Here is an 18,082-nt window from a genome sequence, read left to right on the forward strand (position 1 = left end):
TTATCATATATAGAAATATGATGTACGATGAAGCTCTTGCTCTTGCCCAATCTACCTTATCCTCCATCGGGGAGGGCGTTGTTTCAACAAATATGGATCAAAAGATTATCTATATGAATGAAGCAGCAGAGAGTATTTTGGAAATAGATGCGAATCAGGCTACGGGGAAGGATTTTGACCAAATTGTCAGACTGTGGAATGCACAGAGTAATATAAAGATAGAAAGTCCTTTAAAGGATGTACTGAATGGTGAAAAAATAAAAGGGCTTAAAAATAATACTGTAATAAGAACAGATAATAGTCATGAGAAATACATATCGGCAACCTTTTCCCCTATAGTGGATCAGAAATCACTTGTAAAAGGGGCAGTTGTCACAATCAGAGATATTACCAGACTGAAAAATTTAGAAATTGAGAATCTGAATGAAAAGAATAACCTCAAGGAAATCTTTGATTATGCGGCTGTTGGTATGGTGGTTTTAGACCGGGATTACATTATAACACAGATAAATGATACAGCTCTTGCGTACTTGGAGCAGAGCAGGGAGAAAATTGTAGGAAGTTTTTTCGGCAGAAAGTTTCCCTGTGTCAGCGGCATAAATAATTATCAGTGCGGTAAAGAAACTCAGTGTGAATACTGTGAATTCCGCAGAGCAGTTCGAAGAGCCATTGAGGAGGGGATAGAAACCGGCAGTATCGAACAGAGAAAAGCCGTGGTTTGGAACGGATTAAATGAGGAACACTGGTTTCGCATCAGCACAGCACCGTTACGAATCAACTCCTCAAAATACTGTCTTGTTACTATGATTGATATTACTGAGAATAAGAACAAGGAAAAAGAAATAACAGTTGCAAGGGATACCTGTAAGAATATTCTGGATCAGCTTCCCTCCCTCATTTGGAGGACAGATACTAAATTTGCGTGTACCTATGCCAATAAGACCTGGCTTGATTTTTATGGGAAAAGTCTGGAGGAGGCATTGGAGTTCGGCTGGTATGAATCCATACATCCGGATGATCTGCCTCGATACAACGAACTACGAGACAAAGCAATGAAAAACCAGGAATACTTTCAGCCGGAAATCCGTATTCGAGGAAAAGACGGGGCATATTACTGGTGCATTGTAGCACATGCACCGTACTATAATCTTAATGGAGAATTTGAAGGTTATCTGGCTTCCATCCTTAATATACAGGAGCAAAAGGAAGCCGAGGAGAATCGGGAACGTTACCGGATGATTTTTGACAATGCAAGGGATATTGTTATAATGATGGATTTAAACGGGAGAATTCTGGAGGCAAATAAATCCGCAATTGAGACTTATGGGTATTTAAAAGATGAGTTGATAGGTATGGATATAAACAAGATTTGGCTAAACAGCACTGCTATAAGAGAACAGATTAAAAAGAGCGTACAAAAGCAGATTTTTTTGGAAGCAGTTCATAGACGTAAGAATGGGAGCATCTTTGTGAGTGAAGTCAGTACGCAGTTAATTAATATTGGAGAGAAGCAGATACTGTTTAGTATTATAAGAGATATTACAGAGCGAAAGCGGGCCGAGGAAGAATTGCATGTAAGCAGAGAACGAGCAGAGGCCGCCAATCGTGCAAAGAGCCAATTCTTAGCAAGTATGAGCCATGAAATCAGGACTCCTATTAACGGAATGACCGGTATGATAGACCTAACGCTGTTGACTGATCTTACCAAAGAGCAGAGAGAGAATCTGATTACAGCAAAAGCATGTGCAGACTCTCTGCTTAATATTATTAACGATGTTTTAGATTTCTCTAAAATGGAAGCCGGTAAGCTATCTATTGATGAAAAAAACTTTGATCTGAAAGAGCTGACGGAAGAATTGCTAAAACCTTATACCCTGCGTGTGAAAGAAAAAGGACTGTTCTTAAAGTACACGGTTCCGGATAATATACCCAGGTATCTTGTGGGGGATCCGGGGCGTTTACGTCAGATTATCGATAATCTGATGGGAAATGCCGTTAAGTTTACGAATCAAGGCTTCATCAATTTTGAAATAAGTAAGACCAGTGAAGCCGACGGAATAGTTGAATTATTGTTTCGAATATCGGATACCGGGATTGGTATCTCAGAGGATAATATTTCATCTTTATTTACGAGTTTTCACCAGGTCGAGAGCAGCTTCACCAAGAAATACGGAGGTACAGGCCTTGGTCTTGCTATTGCAAAGAGACTGGTGGAGATAATGGGAGGCAGTATAGGGGTAGAGAGCAGCAAGGGAAATGGCAGCTCTTTCTACTTCTTTCTAAAATTTAAAGAAGGAAATTTGGCGGTTTCTACGGAAAGAAAGGCACTTGAAACGAAGAAGACAGATAATCCACTCATGATATTACTGGTAGAAGATGATGAGGTTAACCGTAAAGTAATCAGTAAAATGCTAAAGGAGCGGGGACACAGGGTTGAATTTGCATACAATGGAAAAGAAGCAGTCGATTTGTTTCAGATGAAAAAATACGATATCATCCTGATGGATATCCAGATGCCGGAAATGAATGGAGTAGAAGCGGTTAAAAACATCAGGACAAAGGAACAATCCGGAAGTCATATTCCAATAATAGCACTAACAGCCTATGCTTTGAAGGGGGATGAAGAAAATTTCCTGCAAGCAGGGATGGATGGATATCTGTCAAAACCCATTAACATGAGAGGGCTTTATGAGGCGATAGAAAAAAGCTGTTATCCGAGAGGTGCCCGTTTGGATAGCAACGGAGAAGTAAGGTATTGTACCTATAGTGATAGGAATGAGGTATCCCATAAAACGGAAGAACTGCTAAAAAAGATACCCTTAATGATAATTGAGCTTGATCATGCAATGGAAGAACGGAATTTTAATAGGATAGAGAGAATAGCACATCAAATAAAAGAGCAGGCTATCGAAGCTGATTTTATAAACTTAAAAGATTTCTGTTTTAAACTTGAACTGTCTGCCAGGAAGGAAGAGATGGATACAGTCAAGAAATACTTTTTGGAAATGAAGGAGGAATACTATTATATAAAACAAAGGTTCGTGTGAAAATTAAAATTTTCACTTTTTATTTGAGTATGCGCTGAAGCGCATCACATGGAGGTTAGGTTGAAAAACAAAAGAGTTTTTTCAACTACTGATTAACGAATATCCAATCAAAGATTGGATATTCAGGAAAGAGGTCAGTGTGAAAATTAAAATTTTCACTTTTTATTTGAGTATGCGCTGAAGCGCATCATATGGAGGTTAGGTTGAAAAAACAAAAGAGTTTTTTCAACTACTGATTAACGAATATCCAATCTTAGATTGGATATTCAGGAAAGAGGTTAATATGAGAATATTAATTGCAGAGGATGATTTGGTAAGTAGAAAGTTCTTATATAAGTTTATGGGCAGATATGGGGATTGCGATTTGGTAGTGGATGGTTTGGAGGCAGTGGAAGCGTTTTTAATGGCGGTGAGAGAAGACAGGCCCTATGATCTGATTTGTCTGGATATCATGATGCCAAAATTAGATGGTGTCAAGACCTTGAAATCAATCAGAGAATTGGAGGCACAAAAAAAACTGGAGCCGGAAAAAAGAGCAAAAATTATTATGACAACAGCTCTTGCTGATGCTGGTATCGTTCAGAACGCAATGAATACCGGTTGTGATGCCTATGCGGCTAAGCCTCTTGACATCCATAAAATGGCGAAGGTATTAGAGGAATTCGGATTTACCTCTGTGTCATAAACAGGAAGGAGAGGCTTATATGGAGGATATGGACAGATTTTTGGAAGAAGAGGAAGATACGCAAAAGGATAGGTATTTGACATTTTTGATTGGCAATGAAGTATATGGAATCGAAATAAAATACGTAACAGAAATAATCGGAATACAACCAATCACAGAAATCCCGGAGCTTCCTGACTACATAAAAGGAATAATTAATTTAAGAGGAAAAATCATTCCTGTGATGGATATCAGGCTGCGGTTTAAGAAGGAGCCCAAAGAATATAATGACAGAACCTGCGTAATCGTAGTAGAAATGAATAGCTTGTCCATAGGTCTGATTGTAGATGGAGTGGCAGAAGTATTAGCAATTCCCGAAGGGGATATTGTAGCTCCGCCTGAGGTGAAAAATGGGGGAAACCGGTATATGAAGGGTATCGGTAAGGCTGGGAATGAGATTAAGCTGATATTGGATTGCGAACATTTACTAAGTGAACAGGAGCAGGATGATTTAACGAATCTATAAGAAAGCACAGTCCGGATGAAATGAAGAGGGAAAGGATGCCACGGTACATCTTCCGAACTATATTTTGTGGCGATACTTAAGGCACCGTCTTAAGGGTATTGGTACGTAAGGGATGAAATTTAAAAATTTTAAAATAGGAACAAAACTAATTCTGGGATTTATATTAGTAGCAGTAATAGCAGGCGTTGTAGGGGGAATCGGAGTATATAACCTTTATAAGACGAATCATCAATATAAAGAGCTATATGATAATTATGGAACTCCTTTAGGTGATATTGCGGATGTCTCTGTGGCTTACCAGCAGATTCGTGTTAATCTCCGTGATATATTACTGGAAGTGGATCATACAAAACAGCAGGAATATGTAAAAAAAATAAATACCCTTCAGGAAGAAATGGATAAATCTCTTTCCATATTTGAAAATTCACTGCAGACAGAACAGGGGAAGGAAGTGTTTGCAGATCTGAAGGCAGATTTAAATAATTACAAGCCCCTCCAGGAAGAGATTACTCAACTTGCGCTGGCGGGTAAGAGTACAGAGGCTCTCAGTTTAACAAGAGCAGATACTTCCGCTAAGCTTGTTGCCGATATTATGGAAAATATTAATGAGCTTTTCACGCTTAAGAATGATGGTGGTAACGAACTGGCGAAGCAATATAGCAAGGAATCACAGAATACGATAATGATAGTAGTTGGTATTGTGGTAGTAGGTGTTATCATTGCGGTTCTTCTGGGAATCTTGCTGTCCCGTATCATCAGCAAGCCTGTTATCAGAATGGTAAGGGTTGCTGAAAGAGTTGCAGAAGGAGATCTGGATGTTGAAGTAGAGTATCAAGGCAAAGATGAGATCGGGGTACTTTCTCAGGCTCTGCGTAAAATGATTGGTACCTTGAATGAAGTCATGACAAGCATCCGTACTGCTGCCCAGCAGGTATCTGTTGGTTCTTCCCAGCTTTCTGATTCAAGTATCGTACTTTCTCAGGGAGCGACTGAGCAGGCTAGTACCATTGAAGAATTATCAGCTTCGGTGGAGGAAATTTCAGCTCAGATTAAAACAAATGCAGAAAATGCAGATAAAGCAAATTCCATCACGAATCAGACAAAGGTCAGTGCAGCAGAAGGAGATACCCAAATGCAGGAAATGCTTCGGGCAATGGAGGATATCAACAATGCTTCCATGAATATCTCAAAGATTATTAAAGTAATTGATGATATAGCCTTTCAGACCAATATTCTTGCCTTAAATGCAGCGGTGGAAGCAGCAAGGGCCGGACAGCACGGGAAGGGCTTTGCAGTCGTTGCGGAGGAAGTTCGTAATCTGGCAGCCAGGTCAGCTGATGCAGCCAAGGAGACTACTGCAATGATTGAAGGGGCCATTAAAAAGGCAGAGAGCGGTACCAGAATTGCCAATGACACAGCAGCTGCTCTAAAGAAAATTGTAGGAGAAGTTGAAAATGCATCAACCCTGATAAACAATATATCCATAGCTTCCAATGAACAATCCATTGGAATCGAACAGATTAATCAAGGAATAGTGCAGGTATCAGCCGTTATACAAACAAACTCCGCTACTTCTGAGGAAAGTGCGGCAGCCAGTGAGGAACTAGCCAGTCAGGCAATATTATTAGAAGATCAGGTACAACGGTTCAAGCTAAAGGACCAGAAAGAACATGGAGTTCAGAAAGAAGTGTTTGCTTATGATAGTAAATCCAATAACCTGAATAGTTCGAGAAAAGCAGATGGAACCCGTAATCCAAATAAGATAAAAAAGATTATGCTAAGCGATGAAGAATTCGGAAAGTACTGAGAGTGATTTCTTATGGTCGAAATAACAGAGAAGGAATTTATACAGCTTGCAAAATATATCCATAGCAACTATGGAATTAATCTAAAGCAGGAAAAGATGACCTTGGTAAATGGCAGGCTGCAGAATATTCTGTGTAAGTTGAATATGCAAAGCTTTACAGAATATTTTACATACCTGACTCAAAACAACAACACAGATAACAGTATAATTGAAATGATAGACAAGCTCACAACAAACCATACCTTTTTTATGAGAGAAGCTGATCATTTTCGGTTTTACCAAACTCAAGTACTTCCGGAACTGAAGAGTTCAATAAAAGACAGAGATCTTCGAATCTGGTGCGCCGCCTGTTCCACCGGTGAGGAAGCTTATACTCTTGCAATTCTTAATAGTGAATTTATGGGGAAAGAGAAATTGTGGTGGGACACCAAGATACTGGCCACGGATATTTCCCTAAGCTCCTTGGAGGCAGCCAAAGCAGGTGTATATACAACAGAGAGGATAACCCCTTTGCCGGCGAAATGGAAACAGGATTATTTTCAATTAAGGGAAGACGAGTTGTGGGAAGCAAAGGATATCATAAAAAAAGAAATCATTTTTCGCAGATTCAACCTCATGGAGGAGGTATATCCCTTTAAGAAGAAATTTCATGCCATCTTCTGCAGAAATGTAATGATATACTTTGATCAGGAGGATAAAAACAGACTGCTGCAGAAGATTTATAGTAATTTGGCAAATGGCGGTTATTTATTCCTTGGGCATTCTGAGGCAATTAATAAAGATAAAAGTGGTTTCCGATATGTTATGCCTTCGGTATACCGGAAAACAGAATAGAGGGTTTATGGTGGGAAGTAGAATTAAAGTATTGGTTGTAGACGACAGTATCGTGTTCCGAGAAGCAATTATGCGAGGAATTAGTCAGGACAGACAGATAGAAGTAGTAGCCGGAGCAGAAGACCCCTTTATAGCCAGAGATAAAATTCTTAAGTATGAACCGGATGTCATGATCTGTGATGTGGAAATGCCGAGGATGAATGGGATTGAGTTCATCAGGCGGCTGCTGCCTCAGTATCCGCTGCCGGTAATTGTAGTGAGTGGCAGAAGCAATGCTGTCTTTGAAGCATTGGATGCAGGTGCAGTGGATTTTATTCCGAAACCTGAGGAGAAGACTGCCCTTGCCATGAAACATTTCATTGAGGAATTGCTTCTGAAGATAAAAATGACCGTAGGAGCAAAAGTGGTCGAACAAAAGGAATTAACGGGAGCAGAACTTCCCCCGGATATGATATTCCCGGAAGGCAGGATAATAGCGATGGGAGCATCGACCGGAGGAACAGAAGCCATTTATCAGATTCTAAAGCTGTTACCGGCCGGTATACCTGGAATTGTTATCACACAGCATATACCGCCCGTATTTTCTGCCATGTTTGCAAAGCGTTTGAATGCACAGACTGGTCTTGAGGTGAAGGAGGCAGCTTCCGGCGATGTTATCAGAAAAGGCAGTGTTCTGCTGGCACCGGGTGACCGTCATATGAGAATTCGAAAATCAGGAAAAGACTATATTACTGAAGTATTTGAAGCTGAAAAGGTGAATGGTCATTGCCCTTCCGTAGATGTACTTTTTGATTCTGTGGCTAGAGAAGCGGATAGAAAAGCAGTGGGAATTATCTTAACCGGCATGGGGTATGATGGGGCCAGAGGTCTCTTATCTATGAGAAGAAAAGGTGCCAGGACTATCGGGCAGGACGAAAGGACTTCTGTTGTTTATGGAATGCCCAAGGTTGCCTATGACCTTGGAGCAGTAGAAAGGCAGACAGCGCTGCAAGCTATACCAAAGGTACTGGCAGAGATGCTGCTGGAATAATCGATACCTTACCAAAAAAGTTGAAAGGCTCAAGGCATGAAAATGTGCTTTGGGCCTTATTGCTTGTAATTTCCTGTTTTTGGGCTTAAAATAAGTACATCTGACTGAAAGACTTTATTTATAGGAGAAAGGGGAGGAAAGACTATGATAACAACAATTAATAATTATAAAGATTTTGTAACAAATCTTGCTATAGCTGGAATGAGTGTAGGTGGAGCAAATAATGAAGGTGTATTTTCCCTTTGTGATTACTATGGGGACACCATCATATGGCACACAGAGAAGAAAGAGACAGACCCTTGGGAATGGAGAATGCGGGTATTGAACGAAGAGAGTGATATAGCCTATGGTAAGTTCTTTTTTAAGAAGAGTGGATATATTACGAAGGAGTGGTATCCCTATTTTTATGCTATCAGGAGAGGAGACAGACAGCTGACAGAAGAGTATGAAGCAGGAAATATCAGTCTCTATGCCAAAAAGATATATTGTCTGCTTGGAGAGTATAAAGAACTGCCTCTTCATTTGATAAAACAGTATGGAGGTTTTGGAGGAGAGGATAAGGGAAAGTTTGACGCGGCTATGACGGAGCTTCAGATGAAGTTCTATATTACTATGTGCGGAAGAGCCAGAAAAGTATCAAGAGCCGGGGAAGAGTATGGCTGGTCTTCCACAGTTTTTTGTCTGACGGAAGATTTCTTTGGAGAAGAAGTGATAAATGCAGCATTGGTAATAAAGCCTGAGGATGCCTATAATAAAATATCTCAATGGATCAATAAACTAAATCCGAATGCGAATCCCAAAAAGGTTAGCAAGTTCATCAACGGATAAAAAAGAAATTATATAATGTAAGGAAGAGAAAGAGGAGAAGCAAGAGAAAGAGGAGAGAAGTAAAAGAAAGAGGAGGAGCAAAAGAAAGAGGAAAGAAGCAAAAGAAAGAGGAGAAGCAAAAGAAAGAGGAGAAAAGCAAAAAAAGAGAAGAAAAGGAAGGAAAAAAGGAGAAAAGAAAGAAAAAGGAGAATAGGGTGGAAAAAGGAGGGAAAATGGGGAGAATGAATAAGAGGATAGTTAAGAAATTAGGGGTACCGGTCTTAATACTACTGCTCGTAATTACCAATATTCAATTACTGGAAGTTAAATCAGAAAGTAAAAGCCAACAGAAAAAAGCGGATATTATCTATTTTAAAGCTATTTCAGATACCATGGAAGGAATAAATCTTAATTGCAGTAATGTAAGCAGAGAACAAAAAATACAAGGCTTCTATCAAATGTTATACAATCTAAAAGATGCCATGGAGGTGTTCTTTATAACCTCTTATAAGGAGAATGAAGACTTATATGGAGTACTAAATAAATTATATATATACTTGCTGGAAAATTATGTCCTGCCGGCTGAAGGAGAAGCGAACATGGGAAAAGGAATTCAAAATGATTATGTAATTGAGAACAGCCTGTCTATTTTTGAATATCTTGGTAAGATAATGGTTTATCCAAATGATAAGCAAGTAATCGCAGACTTTAATGAGTTTTTGGATGGGAGAAAATCAAAGAGCCGGTGATTAGCACCAAAATCGTAGAGATTAGCTGTAGAAAAGCTCCCCAATGTGGTAGTTATCCATGTGGAGCTTTTTTATCTGTAAAAAAATTAAAAAAGTTTGTAACGAATGGGGGCTTTAATGGTCTAATCTATGTAACAGGAAGAAAAGAGGTGATAAAAAGTGGAGAATTTGGATTTCGACCGGATCTATAAGGAGTATTTTAAGACCGTATATGCCTATATTCTTGGTATGTGCGGCAGCCAGTCTATTTCGGAAGAAATAACCCAGGAGACCTTTTATAAGGCATTAAAAAATATAGACCGGTTTCGGGGAGAATCCAGAATCAGTACCTGGTTATGCCAGATTGCTAAGAACAGTTACTTTACTTACTGTAAAAAAGAAAGATTTGAACCCTTTGAGGACTTGGAACAGATCCCGGATAGTAAAGACTTCATTATTAAGCTGGAAGACAAGGAGATGGTATTTGCAATTCATAAACATCTTCATGGAATGGAAGAACCATATAAGGAAGTTTTTACCTTAAGGGTATTTGGTGAATTATCTTTTTTACAGATAGCAAATTTATTCGATAAGACAGAGAGCTGGGCCAGAGTCACTTTTTATCGCAGCAAAAAGATGATTAGAACATTATTGGAGGAGCCTGAAGATGGAAAAGACCTGTGAGATTATAAAAGACCTGCTGCCTCTTTATATAGATGGCGTATGCAGTGAGGATAGTAAAAAAGCGGTGGAGGAGCATATTAAGACCTGCGAGGACTGTAAGAGGGAACTGGAGGATTATCAGCGAGAGATATCAGCAGTGGAAAGACAGGAAGAAGAAGTAATAAAAAAGATATCTTCCCGCTGGAAAAAATCAAAGACCAAAGCTTTATTCTCAGGAATATTCATTATGGCGATGATTGGTATATTGGGAATAGCTGTGCTTTGTTATTCTTTTACCACCAGAGCAGTGAAATACGAGGAGATAACAGTTGGGAACCTAAGCCAGTTGTCAAACTCTAATGTATATTTTACCTTGAAAGTCTCCGAGGAAATTAATGCAAAGGGAGTAGACTGGTTTGAGTATAAGGGTAACATCTACATCACCCTGAAAACAAACAAGCTGCAGCTTAAGCAGAAAACGGTGGAAGGTGACTTTACAGAAAGTACGAACAATTACAGTCGATGGGAATTCGATACCAAGATGAGCGGCATTAAGAATATATATCTGTATGAAGGACTTACCGGGTATGATGATGGGCAGGCTAAAAAGACCTTAATCTGGAGCAGCAATAAAGAACTGACTGCTGCAAATACAGAGGCGGAGACCTGGGTAAAGACCTATCAGCCATGGGGAAATACAGAACCCGGTTTATTAGCGAATACGCTATTTAAACATAAGAATCCCTATGTAGGGGATATCTCTTCTGATGGAAAGATCTTAATAGATCTTAGAGTAGCATGGGTTCTGGGAAACTTTAAGAATGAATTACAAACAAAGTCTGAACCCTATGGCTACACATTACTATTTGAGGATGCTATCAAGAAAGAACATCAGGCTGACTTTGATGATACTATGAAAAAATATGCCATGTGCATGCTGGCCTTAATTGATAATCTAAGTGAAGTAAGTTGGAAATACACGGTAGTAGATAATAAACAGGAAAATATGGTAATAAACAAGATAACCAAAGAAGATGCTTCGAAACTTCTTGGCAAAAATATTAAGAGTTATGCAGACTCTGCAGCGGAGGTACAGGCGCTTCTATATACCATAGGCATAGAACAGTAAGAAAAATTAAGAGACCGAAAACCTTTATTTTTAGATGGTTTCCGGTCTCTTAAATATTTTATTAATGGAAAGATTGAAACCTTTATTCTTCAAGGCATACAGTTTAGTCTGTAAATCTTCCTTGTAGTCAAAGAATGCGGGCTCTGTAATTTCAAGTTCTATGTACGTAGGAGGTACTAGATACTTTTACGAAAGATGAATCAGCTTTTCCATAAAATCAGAATTACTGAAATGTATACGAGATAATTGATTGATATTGGTACTGTCGGGTAACTTCTTTCATCCAACCAGCAATCGTACGAAATGCCTGTTCCTAAATCCATTCTTCTCAAAAAGATGAATAAAGCTTTCAGATGGTAAATGCTGGATTTTACTTGACATGACATTACTATTACAGTAGTATATATTAGTAATAAGGCATAAAATGGAATTATATTTATAGAGGGGTTATAAAAATAGTACGATTTTATGCCTTATTATAAATATATTATAAGTGATACTTATTTAAAATGGAAATTTATAAGAAGTATCTTTAACTTAGTGAAATTATAACACTTTGTAGTGTAGAAATAAATGGACATTTATGTCCTCATTTCTTGAGGTGAGACGTATGAGTTATGAACATTTTGGTGTATTTTTAAGAGAATTAAGAGAATCCAGAGGTTTGACGAGAGAACAGCTGGCGAAGGATATTTGTACTCCGAAGCAGATTTACCGGATTGAGAAAGGGGATTTTGAGCCGTCTCTTTATTTGTTGAACCAATTATCAATAAAGTTTAATATGGATCTTAATGAATATTTTAAAACGTATTTTTCAGTAAAAACAATTATTGGGTTTGAGGGTAGAGAAGAATTTAACAAAGCAATAGAAGCAATGGATATTAATCTATTAAAACGACTTATTGAAAAGTATGAAAAGCATAAGGATTTTAGTTCAGGTGAAAATTTTCAGCGTATCTGTTATGCAAAATCTCTTGAGGCTGCTTATGAACAGGATTATACTACTTCATTAAATCATTGCCTGAAGGGAATTATGGTAGAGGACCCTGTGTTTTCATTGGATACCATAACTAAGAGTACCTATTCTAATGTTGGATTAGCCATTTTGAACTGTATGGGATTGGATTATATTTCGCTGGGCAGAGAAGATATTGGAAGCAAGATATTATTTGATTTGTTGTATGTGGTGGAAAACTATGTTCTGGCATCACCGTATCCTATGTATCAGGCCTCACAGTTTTCAAAGAAGGTGTATCAGAACACGCTTTACAACATAAGCTATCAGCTTTTTAATGAAGAAAAATTTGAAAAAGCGGAACAATTGATTGAAAAAGGTATTAATTTTTCCATACGGGAAAATAGTCTTCGATTTTTACCAGGATTGTATTTTATGAAATTTAAATTACTTTATAAAAAGGAACATTATGAAGAGGCAAAAGAGATTTACAACCAGATGCGCTGCCTTTATGCGATAACCAAGCAGGATAAGGTACTGGAAGAAATGGATAAATCAGTAGGGGAAGATTATCCAAGGATTTTTGAGGAAGAGGATAGCAGTAGTTCTACTTCAGATATAAGTATGAAAGAAGTTGCAGCAGCGAAAGAAAGTATTTAATATATGAAGCAGATATCAATCAGAAATAAATATAAAAGCTCCGAATTGAGATGTAAAATGTTCAATTCGGAGTTTTTTCACTTAGCTGATTGGAAATAATATTGTTAATATTTTATTTTATATTTATATTGGAGAAGATAGGAGCAGCTTCAATTGAGGTGGTATTAATACTGCTCCGATATAAAATAATAATTAATCTGCAAAAAGATAAAAAGTGTATACACAATAATTCATTTTAATTTGTTAAAAATTAAACAATTAGACTAAAAATTTCATATAAAATCTTAAAATTTTATGCAAAAAGTAAACAATATCTTTGCATTGTAAAGTGAATAGGTGTATAATTAGACATAATCACGTATAAAGTGATGCAAAAAGGGAAGTTATAGTAAGAGGTGCGTTATAACTCTGTTTATTATGACAGGCCCAAAAAATGACGACAAGGTGACAAATATGAACTTAATTACCACACTCATTTTATTTCCATTAGCAATAGCTGTTTTAACCTTTCTTATTAGAAACGAAAAAGTAAGAGGTGCTATTGTTACACTCGGGGCAGTCTGTGTCGCCCTGTTATCCGTACTGGTTACGGTAAAATATTTCCAGAACGGAATTACCTTCTCTTATAAGGGAGAAGAGGCAATTTCATACCTCATAATGCTTTTAGAAGTTCTGATAGCGGTATATGTTATCACAATAAGTATCAGAGATAAGAAATACCTTGTAACGGTATTCTCTATTATCCAGACACCTCTTACTTTGTGGTTCGAGCTTACCAAAGGACATGCAATAGAGGTTGCAAACGATATGGTTTACGATAAGCTGACCGGAATCATGGTGCTTATTGTAGGAATCATTGGTAGTCTTATTTGTATCTATGCAGTTGGCTACATGAAGGATTACCACCATCATCATACGGAATTTAAGGAAAGAAAATCTTTCTTTTTATCCGTGTTATTCTTATTTTTAGGAGCTATGTTTGGCCTAGTAATAAGCAATAACATGACCTGGCTGTATTTTTGCTGGGAGATTACATCTCTTTGCTCCTTCTTGCTGATCGGATATACGAGAACAGAAGAAGCAAAAAACAATTCATACCGTGCACTTACCATAAACTTAGGCGGTGGAGTTGCTTTTGCTATCGCAATTGTATTTGTAGGAATTCACTATCAGACAACAGAATTATCCGTATTAACATCCATGCAGCCGGAAGCTGCGGTTATGATACCGGTATTTTTACTTGCGCTGGCAGCTCTTACAAAGTCCGCACAATTTCCTTTTTCCTCCTGGCTTCTTGGAGCCATGGTAGCGCCAACCCCTTCCTCTGCTTTGCTTCACTCAGCAACCATGGTTAAGGCCGGTGTTTATCTGATTATCCGATTAGCTCCTTTACTTGGAGATTCACCCGTTGGAATAGCTGTTACAGGCATTGGATGTGTAACATTCCTGCTTAGTTCCTTAGCAGCCGTAACCCAGAGCGACGGTAAGAAGATACTTGCTTACTCAACAGTAGCAAACTTAGGACTTATTGTTATCTGTGCCAGTATCGGCAGCCAGGAAGCTTTATGGGCAGCTATTCTGCTTATCATATTCCATGCATCCTCAAAGTCCCTTATGTTCCTCTGTGTTGGCTCCATCGAACATCAGATAGGAAGCCGTAATGTAGAAGATATGGGCACTTTGGCAGAAGTATCCAGAAAATTAAATTTGTTTATGTTTGTAGGAATAGCCGGTATGTTCTTAGCTCCTTTTGGTATGTTAATCTCCAAATGGGTTGCTATGAAAGCATTTATCGATTCCAAACATATATTATCCGTTGTAGTAATTGCTTACGGAAGTGCTGTTACCTTATTCTACTGGACAAAGTGGATGGGAAAACTGGTTTCCGGATCCAATAAGAAGCATCAGAAAGATCATAAGATTTCCTTGCATGAGGAACTTCCGATAACAATTCATGCATTATTAGTAGTAGTATCCTGTTTTGCATTTCCATTTATATCAGATTATGCATTAGTTCCTTATCTTACAGACCTCTTTGGGAAAAATGCAACGATACCCATTGGTACCAGCGACATAAACCTCATGATGATAATGCTTGCTATGTTAATTATCATACCGATTAGTTTCATTCCCCTCTATAAAAAAGATAAGAGGCGTATCGTACCTATCTATATGGCAGGCGAAAATACCGGAGACAATGAAACCTTCCATGGCAGTCTGGGACAAAATCGTAAGGTTGAATTGCGCAACTGGTATCTTACCGAGTATTTTGACAGTAAGAAGATGCTGTTTTATGGAAATATCATAGCTGTTCTTGTCCTTGTATTTGGTTTAATACTTCTAATCGGAGGGTTTGCAAAATAATGTTAATAATTAAAATTTTAGCCATAATAATATTAGCACCTCTTGTAGGTGGATTGCTCACCGGTATTGACCGGGTAATAACTGCAAGAATGCAAGGCAGACAAGGCCCGCCGGTTCTTCAACCCTTCTATGATGTATTAAAGCTTTTACAGAAGGAAGCGATTGAAGTTAATCTTATGCATAGATTCTATGTATACCTGTCATTGATATTTGTCATATTGACTACTGTTATTCTCTTGGTAGGAGGAGATATCCTGCTTGCAGTATTTGCATTAACGCTTGGGTCCGTTCTTTTTATCCTTGGCGGTTATGCATCTAACTCACCTTACAGTCTGGTGGGTTCTGAAAGAGAACTGTTACAGGTAATGGCATACGAACCTATGGTGCTTTTAACTGGTATTGGTTTTTATCTTGCAGATAAAAGTTTCTTTGTATCTGACATTGTAAAGAGTGATAATCCGGCAATTTTATATCTGCCCGGTATGTTTATTGGTTTTGTATTTATTCTGACCTTCAAATTAAGAAAATCTCCTTTTGATTTTAGTATGTCTCATCACGGGCACCAGGAGATTGTACAGGGTATTACAACGGAATATTCCGGCAGGGACCTGGCTGTGATTGAAGTAACACACTGGTATGAAGAAATCGTAGCCCTTGCATTTGTATACTTGTTCTTTGCTACCAAAAATCCTATCAGTATTGTAGTCGGCATCGTTGCCTGCTTACTGATATACTTCCTGGAGATTTTAATCGACAACGGATTTGCCAGAGTAAAATGGAACATTGCATTAAAATCAGCATGGCTGGTTACTGCCATTTTAGGTTCCCTGAATTTAATCATACTGTCTTATTTTAAATAACAGATAGAATATTGTTAGTGCAGCATTTCATTTATCTTGAAACGTATAAAACGCTGCACGAATGAAAAGAGAGGTTCTTATGAATTTTGTTAAGAAATCACCGTGGATATTACATTATGACGGCTCCAGCTGTAACGGCTGTGATATTGAAGTGCTTGCCTGTCTTACCCCTCTGTATGATGTGGAGAGATTCGGTATTATAAATACCGGTAATCCCAAACATGCAGATATACTCTTAATAACAGGAAGTGTTAATGAGCAGAATATACCTATTGTTAAGCAGCTTTATGAGCAGATGCCTGAGCCTAAGGTTGTAGTAGCAGTTGGTATCTGTGCTACCTCCGGAGGGATTTTTGCTGACTGTTATAATATTGTTGGCGGTGTAAACAAGGTATTGCCTGTTGATGTATATGTACCTGGTTGCGCAGCTCGTCCTGAATCCATTATTGACGGAGTAGTAAAAGCCCTGGCAGTTTTGGAAGAGAAGCAGAAAGCTCTGAATGAGAAAAAGGTTACAGCAAAGAAATGAGGTAAAAAATGGAACAGAATATAAAAGCGATACAGACCGGAGATCTCCTCTCCCATGCTGTACAGTTAAAGCATGAAGGATACCGCCTGGTTGCGATTTCTTCTACCGTAAAAGCAGAAGGCATAGAACTTACCTATTCCTTTGATAAAGAATATGATTTTATTAATCTCAGATTAGAGATTAATAACGAAACTGAAATGGATAGTATCGGCTCTCTATATTCCTATGCTTTTATCTATGAAAATGAAATTAAAGAATTATTTGGTGTAAAGTTCAGAAATATGTCCATTGATTTTAACAATCAGTTTTATAGGATAGCGGTTGAAACACCATTTGCGAAGAAGGAGGAGAAGGCATGAGTGAACGTACGATAATCCCCTTTGGGCCTCAGCATCCGGTATTACCGGAGCCGATTCACCTGGATCTGGTGTTGGAGGATGAGACTGTTGTAGAAGCAATTCCGCAGATCGGATATATCCATAGAGGTCTTGAGAAACTGGTAGAGAAGAAGGATTTTCAGCAATACACCTATGTTGCTGAAAGAATCTGCGGTATCTGTTCTTTTATGCATGGAATGGGATATTGCATGTCTATCGAGAGTATAATGGACGTTAAGATTCCTGACAGAGCAGAATATTTAAGAACTATCTGGGCAGAACTTTCCAGAATGCACAGTCATCTTTTATGGCTCGGACTGTTAGCAGATGCTTTTGGCTTTGAGAGTCTTTTCATGCATTCCTGGCGCTTGAGGGAACGTGTGCTTGATATATTTGAAGAAACCACCGGCGGAAGAGTTATTTTTTCCGTATGTGATATCGGCGGTGTCAGAAAAGACATCAGTAATGAGACATTAAAGAAGATAAATGAAACCATGTATATAATCGAGAAGGAACTTACAGAACTGGTGACAGTATTCTTTAAGGATTCTTCCGTACAATATCGTACAAAGGGTGTAGGCGTGCTTTCCAAGCAGTTAGCTTACGACCTTGGAGCGGTAGGACCTATGGCAAAAGCCAGCGGTGTTTCTATCGATATGAGAACTCAGGGCTACGCAGCTTATAAGTATTTGAATTTTCAGCCTATTATTGATACAGATGGTGATTCCTATGGAAGAACCACAGTGCGTATCAAGGAGGTATTCCAGTCTATCGATTTGATAAGACAGGCAATCAGCCTGATACCGGACGGGGATGTTAAGACAAAAGTAGTAGGAAATCCCAATGGAGAGTACTTTACAAGAATAGAACAACCAAGAGGAGAGGTAATTTATTATGCAAAAGCAAACGGTACAAAATTCCTTGACAGAGTAAGGGTCAGAACACCGACTTTTGCAAATGTACCGGCACTTTTGGAAACCTTAAAAGGATGTGCTCTTGCAGATGTGCCTATCCTTGTCCTTACAATAGATCCTTGCATAAGCTGTACAGAGAGATAATGTGAAAATTAAAGTACAATTTTCACAGGCAAGTATGTGCCTGG

16 protein-coding genes are annotated in these 18,082 nt (G+C 38.4%); all 16 read left to right on the forward strand.

The window, feature by feature from the left end:
• Window positions 1-20 precede the first annotated feature (20 nt).
• The 16 genes from bsdcttw_RS03060 to bsdcttw_RS03135 all read left to right on the forward strand — a co-directional run bounded on the left by bsdcttw_RS03060 (window position 21) and on the right by bsdcttw_RS03135 (window position 18,038).
• Window positions 21-3,047 carry a PAS domain-containing hybrid sensor histidine kinase/response regulator gene (locus tag bsdcttw_RS03060; RefSeq protein WP_207726484.1) on the forward strand — a complete coding sequence of 1,009 codons (3,027 nt, stop codon included), beginning with the start codon at window positions 21-23 and terminating at the stop codon, window positions 3,045-3,047.
• A 283-nt stretch (window positions 3,048-3,330) separates the two neighbouring features.
• Window positions 3,331-3,732, forward strand: a complete 402-nt coding sequence (locus bsdcttw_RS03065; RefSeq protein ID WP_185257954.1) for a response regulator — start codon at window positions 3,331-3,333, stop codon at window positions 3,730-3,732.
• Window positions 3,733-3,751: 19 nt separating this feature from the next.
• The gene (locus tag bsdcttw_RS03070) at window positions 3,752-4,237 is read left to right on the forward strand and encodes a chemotaxis protein CheW (protein WP_185257955.1); all 486 of its coding nucleotides are present in this window, start codon (window positions 3,752-3,754) and stop codon (window positions 4,235-4,237) included.
• A 112-nt stretch (window positions 4,238-4,349) separates the two neighbouring features.
• Window positions 4,350-6,044, forward strand: a complete 1,695-nt coding sequence (locus tag bsdcttw_RS03075; protein WP_185257956.1) for a methyl-accepting chemotaxis protein — start codon at window positions 4,350-4,352, stop codon at window positions 6,042-6,044.
• Between the two features lie 12 nt (window positions 6,045-6,056).
• Window positions 6,057-6,878 carry a CheR family methyltransferase gene (locus bsdcttw_RS03080; RefSeq protein WP_185257957.1) on the forward strand — a complete coding sequence of 274 codons (822 nt, stop codon included), beginning with the start codon at window positions 6,057-6,059 and terminating at the stop codon, window positions 6,876-6,878.
• Window positions 6,879-6,885: 7 nt separating this feature from the next.
• The gene (locus tag bsdcttw_RS03085) at window positions 6,886-7,908 is read left to right on the forward strand and encodes a protein-glutamate methylesterase/protein-glutamine glutaminase (RefSeq protein WP_185257958.1); all 1,023 of its coding nucleotides are present in this window, start codon (window positions 6,886-6,888) and stop codon (window positions 7,906-7,908) included.
• A gap of 144 nt (window positions 7,909-8,052) precedes the next feature.
• Window positions 8,053-8,736: an AlkZ-related protein gene (locus tag bsdcttw_RS03090; RefSeq protein WP_185257959.1), complete on the forward strand. Its 684-nt coding sequence runs from the start codon at window positions 8,053-8,055 to the stop codon at window positions 8,734-8,736.
• A gap of 212 nt (window positions 8,737-8,948) precedes the next feature.
• Window positions 8,949-9,464 (forward strand): hypothetical protein, encoded by a 516-nt coding sequence (locus bsdcttw_RS03095; protein ID WP_207726485.1) that lies wholly within the window; start codon window positions 8,949-8,951, stop codon window positions 9,462-9,464.
• Window positions 9,465-9,623: 159 nt separating this feature from the next.
• Complete coding sequence (locus bsdcttw_RS03100; protein WP_185257961.1) at window positions 9,624-10,127, forward strand: RNA polymerase sigma factor; 504 nt, start codon at window positions 9,624-9,626, stop codon at window positions 10,125-10,127.
• Window positions 10,111-11,235, forward strand: a complete 1,125-nt coding sequence (locus tag bsdcttw_RS03105) for a DUF4825 domain-containing protein (protein ID WP_185257962.1) — start codon at window positions 10,111-10,113, stop codon at window positions 11,233-11,235. Before bsdcttw_RS03100 ends, bsdcttw_RS03105 begins: the two co-directional genes overlap by 17 nt.
• A gap of 610 nt (window positions 11,236-11,845) precedes the next feature.
• Window positions 11,846-12,850, forward strand: a complete 1,005-nt coding sequence (locus bsdcttw_RS03110; protein WP_185257963.1) for a helix-turn-helix transcriptional regulator — start codon at window positions 11,846-11,848, stop codon at window positions 12,848-12,850.
• Window positions 12,851-13,303: 453 nt separating this feature from the next.
• The gene (locus tag bsdcttw_RS03115; RefSeq protein ID WP_185259677.1) at window positions 13,304-15,214 is read left to right on the forward strand and encodes an NADH-quinone oxidoreductase subunit 5 family protein; all 1,911 of its coding nucleotides are present in this window, start codon (window positions 13,304-13,306) and stop codon (window positions 15,212-15,214) included.
• Window positions 15,214-16,074, forward strand: coding sequence for a respiratory chain complex I subunit 1 family protein (locus tag bsdcttw_RS03120; RefSeq protein WP_185257964.1), 861 nt, complete (start codon window positions 15,214-15,216; stop codon window positions 16,072-16,074). Before bsdcttw_RS03115 ends, bsdcttw_RS03120 begins: the two co-directional genes overlap by 1 nt.
• Before the next feature lie 79 nt (window positions 16,075-16,153).
• Complete coding sequence (locus bsdcttw_RS03125) at window positions 16,154-16,603, forward strand: NADH-quinone oxidoreductase subunit B family protein (RefSeq protein ID WP_185257965.1); 450 nt, start codon at window positions 16,154-16,156, stop codon at window positions 16,601-16,603.
• Window positions 16,604-16,611: 8 nt separating this feature from the next.
• Complete coding sequence (locus tag bsdcttw_RS03130; RefSeq protein WP_185257966.1) at window positions 16,612-16,962, forward strand: NADH-quinone oxidoreductase subunit C; 351 nt, start codon at window positions 16,612-16,614, stop codon at window positions 16,960-16,962.
• Window positions 16,959-18,038, forward strand: coding sequence for a hydrogenase large subunit (locus bsdcttw_RS03135; protein ID WP_185257967.1), 1,080 nt, complete (start codon window positions 16,959-16,961; stop codon window positions 18,036-18,038). The genes bsdcttw_RS03130 and bsdcttw_RS03135 overlap by 4 nt, the downstream gene beginning before the upstream one ends.
• The last annotated feature ends 44 nt before the right edge of the window (window positions 18,039-18,082 follow it).

Source organism: Anaerocolumna chitinilytica (assembly GCF_014218355.1).
GTDB classification, from domain to species: Bacteria; Bacillota; Clostridia; order Lachnospirales; family Lachnospiraceae; genus Anaerocolumna; species Anaerocolumna chitinilytica.

What these genes read in the sequence shown, in the direction of transcription:
- bsdcttw_RS03060 (WP_207726484.1), top strand. Translation starts at nt 21, where the DNA reads ATGTACGATGAAGCTCTTGCTCTTGCCCAATCTACCTTATCCTCCATC.
- bsdcttw_RS03065 (WP_185257954.1), top strand. Translation starts at nt 3,331, where the DNA reads ATGAGAATATTAATTGCAGAGGATGATTTGGTAAGTAGAAAGTTCTTA.
- bsdcttw_RS03070 (WP_185257955.1), top strand. Translation starts at nt 3,752, where the DNA reads ATGGAGGATATGGACAGATTTTTGGAAGAAGAGGAAGATACGCAAAAG.
- bsdcttw_RS03135 (WP_185257967.1), top strand. Translation starts at nt 16,959, where the DNA reads ATGAGTGAACGTACGATAATCCCCTTTGGGCCTCAGCATCCGGTATTA.
- bsdcttw_RS03095 (WP_207726485.1), top strand. Translation starts at nt 8,949, where the DNA reads ATGGGGAGAATGAATAAGAGGATAGTTAAGAAATTAGGGGTACCGGTC.
- bsdcttw_RS03085 (WP_185257958.1), top strand. Translation starts at nt 6,886, where the DNA reads ATGGTGGGAAGTAGAATTAAAGTATTGGTTGTAGACGACAGTATCGTG.
- bsdcttw_RS03080 (WP_185257957.1), top strand. Translation starts at nt 6,057, where the DNA reads ATGGTCGAAATAACAGAGAAGGAATTTATACAGCTTGCAAAATATATC.
- bsdcttw_RS03110 (WP_185257963.1), top strand. Translation starts at nt 11,846, where the DNA reads ATGAGTTATGAACATTTTGGTGTATTTTTAAGAGAATTAAGAGAATCC.
- bsdcttw_RS03090 (WP_185257959.1), top strand. Translation starts at nt 8,053, where the DNA reads ATGATAACAACAATTAATAATTATAAAGATTTTGTAACAAATCTTGCT.
- bsdcttw_RS03075 (WP_185257956.1), top strand. Translation starts at nt 4,350, where the DNA reads ATGAAATTTAAAAATTTTAAAATAGGAACAAAACTAATTCTGGGATTT.
- bsdcttw_RS03115 (WP_185259677.1), top strand. Translation starts at nt 13,304, where the DNA reads ATGAACTTAATTACCACACTCATTTTATTTCCATTAGCAATAGCTGTT.
- bsdcttw_RS03130 (WP_185257966.1), top strand. Translation starts at nt 16,612, where the DNA reads ATGGAACAGAATATAAAAGCGATACAGACCGGAGATCTCCTCTCCCAT.
- bsdcttw_RS03120 (WP_185257964.1), top strand. Translation starts at nt 15,214, where the DNA reads ATGTTAATAATTAAAATTTTAGCCATAATAATATTAGCACCTCTTGTA.
- bsdcttw_RS03125 (WP_185257965.1), top strand. Translation starts at nt 16,154, where the DNA reads ATGAATTTTGTTAAGAAATCACCGTGGATATTACATTATGACGGCTCC.
- bsdcttw_RS03105 (WP_185257962.1), top strand. Translation starts at nt 10,111, where the DNA reads ATGGAAAAGACCTGTGAGATTATAAAAGACCTGCTGCCTCTTTATATA.